10 protein-coding genes and 1 pseudogene are annotated in these 12,284 nt (G+C 75.4%); 3 read left to right on the plus strand and 8 right to left on the minus strand.

Annotation, left to right across the window (positions count from 1 at the left end):
• Positions 1–20: 20 nt before the first annotated feature.
• The gene (locus FXF50_RS26735; protein ID WP_148431702.1) at positions 21–1,805 is read right to left on the minus strand and encodes an alpha/beta hydrolase; all 1,785 of its coding nucleotides are present in this window, start codon (positions 1,803–1,805) and stop codon (positions 21–23) included.
• Between the two features lie 253 nt (positions 1,806–2,058).
• On the opposite strand from FXF50_RS26735, the gene FXF50_RS26740 reads away from it, so the two are divergent.
• On the plus strand, positions 2,059–2,526 hold the full coding sequence (locus FXF50_RS26740) for a hypothetical protein (protein ID WP_148431703.1): 468 nt from the start codon (positions 2,059–2,061) through the stop codon (positions 2,524–2,526).
• Here FXF50_RS26740 and FXF50_RS26745 read toward each other — a convergent pair.
• From FXF50_RS26745 to FXF50_RS26775, 7 genes and pseudogenes are all read right to left on the minus strand, one after another.
• Positions 2,513–4,033 carry a serine/threonine-protein kinase gene (locus FXF50_RS26745; RefSeq protein WP_148431704.1) on the minus strand — a complete coding sequence of 507 codons (1,521 nt, stop codon included), beginning with the start codon at positions 4,031–4,033 and terminating at the stop codon, positions 2,513–2,515. The two genes, FXF50_RS26740 and FXF50_RS26745, sit on opposite strands and share 14 nt — an antisense overlap.
• A 30-nt stretch (positions 4,034–4,063) precedes the next feature.
• Positions 4,064–4,540: a hypothetical protein gene (locus tag FXF50_RS26750; RefSeq protein WP_148431705.1), complete on the minus strand. Its 477-nt coding sequence runs from the start codon at positions 4,538–4,540 to the stop codon at positions 4,064–4,066.
• A 105-nt stretch (positions 4,541–4,645) separates the two neighbouring features.
• Complete coding sequence (locus tag FXF50_RS26755; RefSeq protein WP_148431706.1) at positions 4,646–8,227, minus strand: adenylate/guanylate cyclase domain-containing protein; 3,582 nt, start codon at positions 8,225–8,227, stop codon at positions 4,646–4,648.
• Positions 8,224–9,054, minus strand: a complete 831-nt coding sequence (locus FXF50_RS26760; RefSeq protein ID WP_148431707.1) for an MBL fold metallo-hydrolase — start codon at positions 9,052–9,054, stop codon at positions 8,224–8,226. The genes FXF50_RS26755 and FXF50_RS26760 overlap by 4 nt, the downstream gene beginning before the upstream one ends.
• A 118-nt stretch (positions 9,055–9,172) precedes the next feature.
• Positions 9,173–9,634 (minus strand): RidA family protein, encoded by a 462-nt coding sequence (locus FXF50_RS26765; protein WP_148431708.1) that lies wholly within the window; start codon positions 9,632–9,634, stop codon positions 9,173–9,175.
• Complete coding sequence (locus FXF50_RS26770; protein WP_091316921.1) at positions 9,631–9,795, minus strand: DUF4177 domain-containing protein; 165 nt, start codon at positions 9,793–9,795, stop codon at positions 9,631–9,633. Before FXF50_RS26770 ends, FXF50_RS26765 begins: the two co-directional genes overlap by 4 nt.
• A 46-nt stretch (positions 9,796–9,841) precedes the next feature.
• A pseudogene (locus FXF50_RS26775) lies at positions 9,842–10,307 on the minus strand (hypothetical protein).
• A 342-nt stretch (positions 10,308–10,649) separates the two neighbouring features.
• Here FXF50_RS26775 and FXF50_RS26780 point away from each other — a divergent pair.
• Both FXF50_RS26780 and FXF50_RS26785 read left to right on the plus strand, forming a co-directional pair.
• Positions 10,650–11,237 (plus strand): hypothetical protein, encoded by a 588-nt coding sequence (locus tag FXF50_RS26780; RefSeq protein WP_148431709.1) that lies wholly within the window; start codon positions 10,650–10,652, stop codon positions 11,235–11,237.
• A gap of 26 nt (positions 11,238–11,263) precedes the next feature.
• A complete protein-coding gene (locus tag FXF50_RS26785; protein ID WP_148431710.1) occupies positions 11,264–12,238 on the plus strand; it encodes an ArsA-related P-loop ATPase in 975 nt (324 codons plus the stop codon).
• The last annotated feature ends 46 nt before the right edge of the window (positions 12,239–12,284 follow it).

Consider the following 12,284-nt stretch of genomic DNA (forward strand, 5'->3'; position numbering starts at 1 on the left):
CGCCGTACCCCGGGGGTCCCTCAGCGGACGGTCAGCGTGCCGACCGCCGGCAGCGGCGCGACCACCGGCGGCAGCCGCTTCGGCTCGCCACGGCCGGGCTCACCGGCCCGGGCCAGGTCACTCTTCGACGCCGCCGCCCGGGTGGCCGCCGGCTCGTCCTGGAACGGCTGGGCGTCACCGGTGCAGAGCGTGCCCCTGGCCGGCAGCGTCCCCCTGAGCAGGTACGCGTCGACCGCGCCGGTCACGCAGGCCGACGTGCCGTAGGCGGTGTGCCCCCAGCTGTCGCTGCTCAGCAGCCGGCTGTTCGGCAGCAGCCGGGCCGAGCTGACCGCGCCCTGGTAGTTGGTCGCCGGGTCCCAGTAGTTGCCGACCACCAGCACGGGCGCGGCGGTGGTCCGGTCGAACGGGCCGGTCCAGGCGTCCTCGTCGCGCACCGTCCACGTGTTGCGGGCACAGGGCGCGGCGCCCCAGGCCCAGGCCCGGCCGAAGTACGGCGCCCGCTTGTCCTCCCTGGCCGACAGCGCCGGCCAGGCGTCCGCGCTCTTCGGGTGGTACGCGTCGGTGCAGTCCACCGTCAGGAACGTCTCCAGCCCGTTGTCGTACGGGAAGTCGTACCCGCGCTGCTGGCGGGCCTGGGCAGCCCGGCGGGCCACCTCGGTGCGCGCCTGCGCCCGGGCCGGCGCGGCCGCGGCCGGGTCGGTCAGCACCAGCAGCTCACCGGTGAGCTCCACGATGTACTGCCAGCCGTTCGGGTCGTACAGGTTGCCGAGGGTGGCGCTGACGAAGTCGGCGTAGCTCACGGTGAACTGCCCGAGGTCCGGGTCGTCCACCACGAGCGGCTTCTTGCGCAGCCGCTGCGCCACCGTCTCGTACGCGGCGACCGGGTCGCCGCCGGACGCCAGCGCGCACTTCTCGGCACCGGCCTTGGCGCACCGCACCAGGATCTCGTGCAGCGCGCGGTACGCGCCGTCGGCGCTGCGCAGCCGGGTCTCCTGGAGCTGGTTGCGGGCCCCGCCCTGGCCGACCCAGGCGTTCGGGTTGAGCACGCCGTCGACCACGAGGGCGCGGAACCGGTCCGGGAACATGTTGGCGTAGTACTGCCCCAGCGCGGTGCCGTAGCTGAAGCCCAGGTAGCTGAGCTTCTTGTCGCCGACCGCGCGGCGCAGCACGTCCATGTCGCGGGCCACCTCGGCGGTGGACGCCGCACCGGTCAGCGGCCGGCCCGTGGTCGAACAGCCCCTGCCGACCGCCTTGGACGCCGCGACGTACGCCTTCTCCTCGGCCTTCGTGTACGGGAAGGCGACGTTCAGCCCGGCGTACGCCCGGGTCTGCTCCTTCACCGACGGGAAGCACTTCACGTTGTCGCTGGCGGCGACGCCGCGCGGGTCGACGCCGACGATGTCGAAGCGGTCGAGCAGGTCGTCGCCGAGGAAATAGGGCGCGGCGAGCGCGATGCTGGTGCCGGAGCCGCCCGGGCCGCCCGGGTTGAGGAACAGGCTGCCGACCTTGTGCTGCTGGTCGCGGGCCTTGACCCGGAGCACCGCCACCTCGGTGGTGGCGCCCTTGGGGTTGTCGTAGTCCAGCGGGAGCCGGACCGTGGCGCACTCGGCGTAGTCGTAGCAGGCGTACCAGTCGAGCTTCGGCGTCGGCACGCGGTCGACCCGGCGCGCCTCGGCGGCGCTGGTCCGGTCGTGCGTCGGTGGCTGCGGCGTGCGGGCCGCGGCCGCGGCGGGCGCGAACGCCGATCCGGCGAGGACGAGGCCGGCGATCCCTGTTGCGGTGAGGGACCGGGTTGCACGTGGCATGTGGCTGCCTTCCGGTGGGGAACGGGGTCCGTCGAGGAGACCTCGACCCCCGTCACTTTAGGGATCAAGGCCAACCAAAGCCGCCCGTCAAACGCGGGCAGAAGCGACAGATTGCCGATTGATGTAACGAATTTTTCTTGATCGACGCTTTCTGCCCTCCAGGTGGGAGGGTGACCAGGGAGGAAACACTTCTGACGGGAAGCCATCCCAGCCCGGCGGTTGACAGGTCGACGCGCTGGGCCATGCTTGTCGGGTGAGTTCGTTCCCGAAGCCCGATGCGCGGGTCAAGGCCGCCGTCGCATCGCTGGCGGCGGTCGCGGCGCTGGTCACGTTGGTGGTGTGGCGCCCCGCCGGCATCCTGTCGGTGGTGCTGGCCCTGATCTGTGTCCTGCTCGGCATGGTCGCCGGGGTGACGGTGACCGCCGCCCGCCAGGCCCCTCCCCGCGCCCACGCCCCGACCGAGGAGTGGCCGGCCCCCGCCGGGTACGGAGTGGACGCCGACACCCTCGAGGCGATCGACCCCCGGGCCGTGCGGCAACTCCGCACGCCCACCGGCGGCTACGCGGGCGACGCCGACACCCTGGAAACGCTCGATCCGCGGGCGGTCCGCGACCTGCGGGCGTCCGGCGGCGCCTACCCGATGGACGCCGACACCCTGGCCACGCTCGATCCCCGGGCCGTGCGGGAACAGCGGGCGGCGAACGGCGTCAGCGACCGGTGAGGGTGGGCACGGCGAGCGCGTCCACGCCCCGGCCCGCCAGGCACCGGTAGGTGCGGTCCAGCGCCGTGCCGGCCGGCGGCAGCACCTCCAGGTTCCAGCCGGTCGCCTGCCGGATGCCGCTGACCAGCCGGAACGTGCTGACGTTGCAGACCTGCTGGACGGCCGGGTCGGCCACCACCGCGTCGTGGCCCGCACCCGCCAGCGCGGCCGGCAGGTCGCCCTCCGCGTAGGTCTCCCAGGTGTGCCGGCCGTCGCATGGGACCCGGGTCGCCTCGGCCCGGTCGCGGCGCAGCCGGACCGGGCCGTAACACTCCAGTTCGGACGCGCAGTGGACGCCCGCCGGCAGCCGGACGTCGCCCGTTGCGCAGCCGGGCAGCACCTTCGCCCCGGACGACTCGGCGGCACCGCTGGCCACCGGCGTCGGCGACACCACGGGCGGCGCACCGCCGGCGAGCCAGGCCCCGGCGCTGGCCGAGGCGGCGAGCGCGAGCACCCCCGCACCGCCGAGGAACCAGCGCCGGGGCCAGCGCCGGCCGCGGGTCGGCACGGTCGGGTGGGTGTCCTCCGACGGCGGGCGCGGGCTCGGCTGGCCGCTGCGGGGCAGCGGGTGGCCGCCGGTGGTCGGACCGCCGCTGACCGGGGCCCCCGGGTAGGGCGCGCCACTCACCGGTGCGGCGCCCGGGCCCAGCGGGAGCGACGCGAGCAGGCCGCGCAGCTCGACGGCGGAGGGGCGCTCGCCCGGGTCGTTCGCCATGCCGAGCCGCAGCACGTCGATCAGCTCGTCGGGCACGCCCGGCAGGCCGGGAATCGGCTGCTGGAACATCTCCAGCACGGTGACCAGGCTCGGGTTGCGCTCGGACTGCCAGCGCGGCGGGCGGCCGTGCATCACCGCGTAGAGGGTGGCGCAGAGCGCGTAGACGTCGACGGCCGGGCTGGGCGGGCTGTGGCTGAACATCTCCGGCGGCGCGTACGCCGGGGTGAGCACCTCCAGGGTGACCGAGGCGTCGCGCACCTCGGCCAGCACGGCCAGCCCGAAGTCGGCCAGCACCGCCGGGTTGAAGTGCGAGTAGAGGATGTTCGCCGGCTTGACGTCCCGGTGCAGCACCCCGGCCGCGTGCGAGTGGGCCAGCGCGTCGGCGATCTTCACGCCGAGGTCGCGGGCCTCCACCGCGCCCAACGGGCGCCGGCGCATCCGCTCCGCGTACGAGCCGTCGCAGAGCTCCATGATCAGGTAGGGGTGCTGGTCGACGGTGACCCCGACGTCGAAGAGGTCCACCACGTGCGGATGGGAGGACATCTTGCCGGCGGCCCGCGCCTCACGCAGGAAGCGCGCCTGGTCCCGCTCGCTGGCCAGCGTCCGGTTCTCCACCTTGACGGCGACCTCGCGCCCCACCGAGATCTGCGTGGCCCGGTAGACGGTGGCGTAGCCACCCCGGGCGAAGACCTCCAGGTCGGTCAGACCGGGCACGATGGGCAGCCGCAGGGCGCCGGGCGGGGTCTCGGTCACGGCTCGAAAATACCCAACTGTTCCGGTCGCTCAGTGCACCGCGTCGGTCGCCGGCACCGCGCCCGGGGCGCTGTCGTCCGCCGCACCCGGCCCGGCCGGTCCGGTGGCCGCCCGGCGGGCATCCCACCACAGGCCCACGGCGGTCGCGACAGCGCCCAGGCCCTCCCAGGCGGCCACCCCGAGGAACCGGTCCGGCGCGACGTCGGAGAGCACCGCGATGCTGAAGACGGTGAAGGTGACCAGGCGGAACCAGACGGTGAACCGGTAGAACGGCCGCCACTCGGTGGCCACCGCGAGCAGGTAGTAGACCCCCATGTTGAACGAGGCCATCGAGGACGCGGTGAGGAACGTGCCGGTGTAGTCGCCGGGCGCGCGTTCGGCCGGCACCTCGAAGCCGAGCAGGCGCAGCTGCGTCTCCGGCCAGATCAGCCCCAGGGCGCCGAGCAGCAGCGCCAGGATCCCGAAGACCGCGATCGTCCAGCCGGCGCCGGAGCGCGGCAGCCTCATCCGTTCCTCCCCAACCCGCGGCCGTCGACGCGGACGGCCGTCGCCCCCACGCTAACCGCCTCCTCCGCCGGAAACATCCCCGGAACCGGCAGAACTGGGGGCGGATCAGTGCCCGGCGAGGCGATCGCGGAGCGCGTCGGCGAAGGCCCGTTCACTGCGCTGCTCGGTGGCGTACGCCAGCCGCACCGCCTCCTCGGCGCTGGCCAGCGCCTCGGCCGGGCGGCCGCACGCGGAGAGCGCCTCGGCCAGCACCATCCGCGCGACGACCTGGCTGCGCACGTCCTCGGCCGGGGCGGACACCGCCCGCTGCGCCCAGTCCAGCGCCTGCTCCCGCTGGCCGTGAGCGAGCAGCGCGGACGCGTACCGGGCCATGGTCTGCCGGCGGGAGAAGAGCAGCGACGGGGTGTTGGCGGCGGCGGTGGCGACCGGAGCGAGCAGCCCCACGGCGGTCGCCGGGTCGCCGGCGGCAAGCCGGGCCAAGGCGAGCAGCACCCGCGGCGCCACCTGGGCCGGGGCCTGCGGATTGTGCGGCTCCACACTGGTCAGCACCGACCGGGCCTCCCGCTCGGCGGTCCCGGCGTCGCCCATGTCCAGCGCCACGAAGCCGCGCAGCGTGCCGGCCATCCCGGTGAGCAGCGGGTGCGCGGTGCGATCGGCGTATGCGAGGGCGTCGGTGAGCAGGTCGGCGGCGTGCTCCGGCTCGCCCAGCCCGCGCGCCACCACCCCGCGCACGACCAGCGCGAAGCCCTGCCCCCAGTCGTCGCCGACCTCGGCGAACTCCCGGTACGCCCGGCGTGCCGCCCGGTCCGCCTCGCCCAGCTCACCCAGCTCGGCGGTGGCGTACGCCTCGACGGCGCGGAGCGTGCCCACGGCCCACGCCTCGCCGACCCGCTCGCCGAACGGCAGGAACACCTGCGCCATCCGGCACGCCTCGCGGAGCCGGCCGGCGAGCAGCCGGGCGAACGCGGTGGTCCCGCGCAGCCAGGCCCGCCCGTACGGGTCCTTCAGCTCGGCGAAGAGCCGGGCGGCCCGGCCGAGCACCGCGTCGGTGCCGGCGAAGTCGCCCCGGGTGGTCGTCACCCAGGCCAGGTTCTGCAACGACCAGGCCTGCCCGCGCGGATCCTTGGCGGCGAGGCTGACCTGGTAGGAGGCGGCCAGCCGGCTGCTCGCCTGGCCCAGCCGGCCGGCGATGAAGTCGGCCATGCCGAGCCGGCGCATGGCCGAGGCGCGCATGGTGGGCAGGTTGGCGGCGGTGGCCACCTGCAACGCCTCCTGCCAGCTGCGCTCGGCCCGGTCGGCGTCGCCCAGCGTCTGGTGGGCCTGGCCGGCCAGCAGCAGGGCGCTGGTGCGGGTGGCCGCCGCGTCCCCGGCGTTGGCGGCGATCTTCTCGGCGAAGGCGAGCGCGTCGGTCGGGCGGCCGATCTGGAGCAGCGCCCGGGCGTGCACCACCCGGTCGGCCAGCGGCATCCCGTCGCGGGCCAGTTCGGCGGCGCGTTCGGCGTACTCGACGGCCAGCGCCGGCTCCCCTGACCGCAGCGCGCGGCGGGCGGCCCGGCCCAGCGCGGCCACGCCCAGCGGGACCACGGCCCGGGCCGGCGCGTCCGGGCGGAGCTTGACCGCGTCGGCGAGCGCGGCGGCCCGCTCGACGTGCTCGGCGACGAAGTCGTCCCGGGCGGCCTCGGTGAACCCGCCCGGCGGGTTGCCGTTGCCGTCGGCGCTCTCGGGGGCGGCCCAGCGGGCCAGCGCGGCGTGCCGGTCGGCCAGCTCGGCCTTGCTCACCCCGGCGTACGCGGCCTCCCGCATGAGCGGGGTGGCGAAGGCGAACCCGGTGCGGGTGCGGTGCAGCATCCGGCGTTGCAGCAGTTCCTCCACGGCCCGGTCCAGCTCGACCGCGGCCACCGCGGCGGGCCGGCCGTCCCGCCCGACGCGCTGCTCGCGCAGCGCCTCCAGCGTGCCGCCCGGCACCGTGTCGCCGACCACCGCGGCGTCCCGCAGCACCGAGCGGGCGTCCGGCGGCAGCGCGTCGATACGCGCGGCGAGCACGGCCGCCAGGTCCCGGGAGAGCAGCCGGCTGCCCAGCGAGCCGGGTGCCAGCCGCCAGCCGACGTTGGCGTCCCGCCCCGGGCCGGCGGTCAGGGCTCCGCGCTCCATGAGCAGGGTGACCAGCTCGGCCAGGTAGAACGGGTTGCCCTGGGCGGTGGCGAGCAGCCGGTCCGCGTCGGCCGGCGACAGCTTGCCGCCGCTCAGATAGCTGGTGAGCAGGCGGGAGGCGTCGGCGCCGCGCAGCGGGGGCAGCCCGTGCACCTCGGCGTCCGCGACCCGGGTCAGCGCGCCGGCGGTCCGCACCAGCTCCGGCCGGCCGAGCAGCAGCACCAGCACCGGACCGCTGAGCCGGTTGAGGGTCAGCGCGAGCGCCTTGATCGTCTCGGCGGTGGCGTCGTGCAGGTCGTCCACCACGATCACCAGCGGCGCCTCCCGGGCGAGCGCGCTGAGCAGCTCGGCGACCGCGTTGGGCACCGCCTCGGCGTCCGGCGGCGGGGAGGCGGCGTTCCACTCGCCGTTCTCGGCGGCGGCGGGGAGCTCGGCGTACCCGAGCAGGGCCAGGAGCTGCTCCACGGCGAGCGGGGGCGTGTCGCCGGGGAGCCGGCCGAGGCGCTGCCCGAGGCGGCGCAGCCGCTCCTCGACGGCCGGCCGGGTGAGCGCGGTGGCAGCGTCGTTGGGCAGGCCGACCGCCGCCCGGACGAGGTCGGCGAGGGGGGCGAGCCGCCGCCGCTCGCCGAACGCGGCGCAGCGGACGGAGAGGACCCGGGCGCCGGTGTGCGCGGCGTACCGGCCGGCGCCGACGTCGTAGCCCGCGGCGAGGCGCTCCACCTCGGCGGCGAACCGGGACTTGCCGATCCCCGCCTCGGCGGTCATCAGCAGCACCCGCGGCTCGCTCCGGTCGATCACCTCGGCGAGCCGGCCGGCGACCCGGCCGATCTCGGTCTCCCGGCCCACGAAGGGCGCCTCGTCGCCGAGGCCGGACCGGGTGCCCGGCGCGTCCAGCAGGCCGAGCAGCTCGTACGCCTCGACCGGCTCGCGCTTGCCCTTGAGCCGCAGCGGGCGCAGCGCCCGCCAGGAGGCGACGTGCCGGGTGGCGGCGGAGGTGCGCGCCCCGGCGTAGACCGCGCCCACGGCCGCGGCGTCGGCCAGCCGGGCGGCGGTGTTCACCGTGTCGCCGATGACCGTGTATTCGATGGCGGCCTGGATGCCGGCGATCACGTCGCCGGTGTTCAGCCCGACCCGCAGGCCGAGCGGCGCGCCGCCGCCCCGCTCGTCGTCGAGCACCCGGCGGACCGCCCGCTGCATGGAGAGCGCGGCCCGGACGGCCCGCTCGGCGTCGTCCTCGTGCGCCACGGGCGCGCCGAAGACCGCCATGATCCCGTCGCCGGTGAGCTTGTCGACGTGCCCGCCGAAGGTCTTGACCGCGCCGGCCAGGGCGGCCAGCACCCGGTCGGTGACCGCGCCGACCCGTTCCGGGTCGAGGTCCTCGGACCAGGAGGTGAAGTCGGAGAGGTCGCCGAAGAGCACGGTGACCACCCGCCGCTCGGCGGCGGGCAGCGTGGCGGCGGCCGGCAGCGCGGCCCCGCAGTTGTGGCAGAACCGCGCGCCGGGTACGGCGACGGTGCCACACACCGGGCAGGTCACGGTTGCTCCAACTCCGCACCCCCGGCGCCGGATTCCCGGGCGGTCACGCCGAGGTACTCCAGCTGGGCCCGGACCGACCATTCGGCCGCCCACCACAGCGACCGGTCGACGTCCGCGTAGACCCGCTCGACCACCTCGGGCGCGGTGGTCGCGCCGGCGGCGACCGCCGCCCGGACCTGGTCGAGCCGGGCGCGCCGGTGGGCCAGGTAGAACTCGGCCGCCGCGCCGCAGTCGGCCAGCGCCGGGCCGTGCCCCGGCAGCGCCGGGATCCCCCGGTACGTGGTGAGCAGCTCCAGGCTCGACAGGTAGTCGCCGAGGTGCCCGTCCGGGTGGGCGACCACCGTGGTGCCCCGCCCCAGGATGGTGTCGCCGGTGAGCACGACCCGCTCGTCGCCGTGTCCGACCAGGAAGCAGACCGAGTCGGCGGTGTGCCCGGGGGTGGCCAGCGGGCGGATCTCCAGGCCGGCGTCGAGCGCGGTGTCCGGGGTCAGCGGCGCGCCGCCCACGGTGTGCGCCGGGTCGACGGCGAGGACCGGCGCGCCGCCCAGCAGCGCGCTGAGCCGGGGCGCGCCCTCGGTGTGGTCGGCGTGCCCGTGGGTGATCAGCACGAAGCCGACCGGGCCGTGCGCGGTGAGTGCGGCCAGGTGCTCCTCGTCGGCCGGGCCGGGGTCGACCACCACGGCGTGCGACGCGCCCGGTGCGCGCAGCACCCAGCTGTTCGTGCCGTCGAGCGTCATCGGCCCCGGGTTGGGGGCACGCACCAGCGTCACCCACTCCGGCAGCTCGTCCGCGAGCGCCGCTGCGGCTCCGGTCACACGCCCACCCATGGCAGCGATCGTACGACCCCGCCCGCCACTCCCCGCGATCTTGCGGCTCCGTCAGGCGTTATGTCCCCCTGCGGGCTGTCTGCCCGTACGGCGTCCGCAAGATCGCGGGTACGGAGCGTCAGGCCACCTCGACGATGACCTCGACCTCGACGGGGGCGTCGAGGGGCAGTTCGGCCACGCCCACCGCGCTGCGGGCGTGCCGGCCGGCCTCGCCGAAGACGGCGCCGAACAGCTCGGAGGCGCCGTTGACCACACCGGGCTGGCCGGTGAAGCCGGGCGCGCTCGCCACGAAACCGGTCAGCTTCACGATCTTGACGACGTTCTCCAGGCCGACCAGCGAGTCGACGGCGGCGAGCGCGTTGAGCGCGCAGCGCTGCGCCAGGTCCTTCGCCTGCTCGGCGGAGACGCCGTTGCCGACCTTGCCGGTGGCGAGCAGCTTGCCCTCGGCGAGCGGGAGCTGGCCGGAGACGTAGACGTGCTGCCCGGACTGGACGGCCGGCACGTAGCTGGCCAGCGGCGCCGTCACCTCGGGCAGGGTCAGGCCGAGTTCCGCGAGCTTCGCGTGCGGTCCGTTGCTCATGCGCCGGCACCCTTCGGGCGCTTCAGGTAGGCGACGAGCTGCTCCGGGTTCGGGCCGGGAACCACGGAGACCAGCTCCCAGCCGTCCTCGCCCCAGTTGTCGAGGATCTGCTTGGTCGCGTGGACCAGCAACGGGACCGTGGCGTATTCCCACTTCTGCATCGAGTCAAGGCTCCCTTGCCTGGCATGGACTGCGGTCAGGCACAGCCTACGGTCCGGCGCTGCTACGGGGACCCGGGACGCTGCTCGGGCGTACCGGACGGCTCGCCGCAGGGGCCCTCGTGGTCGTACCGCTGGGGGCACCGGGTGCGGTCGGGCAGCAGCAGGTCGCAGAAGACCCGGTGCCGGTTGTTCTGGTCGTCGGCCGTGGAGACCGTCGTCTCGCCGGCGTCGAGTTCGCTGAGGAAGCCGAGCGAGGTGGCCACGGTGCCGGCGAGCGCGGTGGCCGCCGTCAGGTCGGGGACCCGCACCGGCAGGTGGATGACGTAGCCGGGCTCGTCCTCGTCCCGACCCCGCCCGCCCCGCCGGACCAGGCTGCGGAGGACCTCGGCCGGCGGCCGGTAGGACCGCTCGTTGAACGGCACTCCCGTGCCGGGCACCTCGGCTTCGCCGGGCCGTCCCGCCCGCTCACCGGGGGAGAACTGGGCTCGGGGAATGTTCTCCGCGTCGCGCATCCGCTGCCTCCGGGCCTCGTACCTGTTCACAGTCACCACCATCCGGCTCGGAACCCCTGCCCGGTCCGGCCCCCGCGTCGCGACGAACGTAGGACCTGCGCGGAGTCCCAGCAACGGGACGCGCACGGCCGGTCACCTCCAGTCACATATGCGACACATTGCTGCTCCGGAATGCGACGGCGGCTTCACGTCCGATGTGGCGTGGCGCGGCGGACGTGGGGCTGGCAAGCCGCCCGCCGACCGCTACCCTTCCGGTCTGGACGAGCGCCCGCGTTCGCCCGCCACGCTCGATCACGTGTCCGTCGCCTGGGGCGGCGACGGCGCCGCACTCCGGGGGAACACATGACCCAACCGCCCATCGGTGGCGCCGCCGGCTCGCCCGGAGGTCCCGCCCACCAGGAGCCGCCCGCCGGCGCCACCCCGGCCCCCGGGGCCCTGCCTCCGCCGGCACCCGGCTACCCGCCGTACCCGCAGCCGGCGGCCCCGAAGAAGCGGCGCGGCCTGTTGATCGCCTCGATCGTGCTGGGCGCGGCGATCCTGCTCTGCGGTGGCGGCGGCACGGCCGCGTTCCTCACCCTGCGCCAGGCCGAGGACGGCCAGGGCGCCAAGGAGCCGACGGTCGCGGTGGACGGCTTCCTCACCGCGGTCTACCAGGACCGGGACGCCCGCAAGGCGGCCACCTTCGTCTGCTCCGCGTCCCGCGACGACGGCAAGATCGCCGCCAAGGTCGACGAGGTGCGGAAGTACGCCGGGCAGTACCAGAACCCGCGGTTCCGGTGGACCACCCCGAAGGTGGACAACCAGACCGGGGACCGGGCCACGGTCAGCACGAAGGTCACCATGACCACCGCCGACGAGAAGGTGGCCGACCAGGAGCTGCGCTTCACCGTGGTGCGGAAGACGGGTTGGTGGGTCTGCGAGGTCGCCTGATCCCGGCGGCTGGATAGGCTCGACGGGTGGCAGCGACTGAGCAGCCGGCCGAATCCGCCGGCAGATGGCCGGCCCGCCTGCACGTGGTGACCGGCAAGGGCGGCACGGGCAAGACCAGCGTGGCGGCGGCGCTGGCCCTCGGGCTGGCCGCCGGCGGCCGGCGCACCCTGCTGGTCGAGGTGGAGGGGCGGCAGGGCATCGCCCAGCTCTTCGGCACCGACCCGCTGCCCTACGAGGAACGGCACCTGGCCGACGCGCCGGGCGGCGGCGAGGTGCGCGCCCTGGCGGTCGACGCCGAGGAGGCGCTCCTCGAGTACCTGGACATGTTCTACAAGCTCGGCGCCGCCGGGCGGGCGTTGCGCAAGCTGGGCGCCATCGACTTCGCCACCACCATCGCCCCGGGCCTGCGGGACGTGCTGCTCACCGGCAAGGTCAAGGAGGCGACCACCCGGACCAGCGGACAGCGCCGGGTGTACGACGCCGTGGTGCTGGACGCGCCGCCGACCGGGCGGATCGGCCGCTTCCTCAACGTCACCGCGGAGACCGCGCGGCTGGCCAAGGTGGGCCCCATCAAGACCCAGAGCGAGGGGGTTTCCGCGCTGCTCCGTTCGCCGATGACCGCCGTGCACGTGGTCACGCTGCTGGAGGAGATGCCGGTCCAGGAGACCGTCGACGCGATCGCCGAGCTGACCAAGCTGGGCTTCCCGATCGGCCGGGTGATCGTCAACGGGGCCCGTCCCCCGGTGCCGACCGGCGGGCCGGTGACCGCCGCCGAGCTGAAGCGCGGGCTGGCCGCCGCGGGCCTGCCGACCGACGCCCGGACCGTGTCCGGCCTCGCCGCCGAGGCCCGCGACCAGCACGTCCGCCGGGAGCTGGAGGATTCGCTCCGCGCCGACCTGGTGGAGCTGGGCCTGCCCCTGACCGAGGTGCCGCTGCTGCCCGCCGGGGTCGACCGGGCGGGGCTCGAGACGCTGGCGGAGACGCTCGTCCGGGCGGATTGACTCACACCTGCGGCCGGCACGGAGCAGAGAGACCCTCGAGACCGAT

It is taken from the genome of Micromonospora sp. AP08 (assembly GCF_008085935.1).
Classification (GTDB): Bacteria; Actinomycetota; Actinomycetes; order Mycobacteriales; family Micromonosporaceae; genus Micromonospora; species Micromonospora chersina.

Bases quoted from the DNA above. Each gene is read 5' to 3' on its own strand.
- FXF50_RS26780 (WP_148431709.1), top strand. From the start codon at position 10,650: ATGACCCAACCGCCCATCGGTGGCGCCGCCGGCTCGCCCGGAGGTCCC.
- FXF50_RS26765 (WP_148431708.1), bottom strand. From the start codon at position 9,634: ATGAGCAACGGACCGCACGCGAAGCTCGCGGAACTCGGCCTGACCCTG.
- FXF50_RS26760 (WP_148431707.1), bottom strand. From the start codon at position 9,054: ATGGGTGGGCGTGTGACCGGAGCCGCAGCGGCGCTCGCGGACGAGCTG.
- FXF50_RS26770 (WP_091316921.1), bottom strand. From the start codon at position 9,795: ATGCAGAAGTGGGAATACGCCACGGTCCCGTTGCTGGTCCACGCGACC.
- FXF50_RS26750 (WP_148431705.1), bottom strand. From the start codon at position 4,540: ATGAGGCTGCCGCGCTCCGGCGCCGGCTGGACGATCGCGGTCTTCGGG.
- FXF50_RS26735 (WP_148431702.1), bottom strand. From the start codon at position 1,805: ATGCCACGTGCAACCCGGTCCCTCACCGCAACAGGGATCGCCGGCCTC.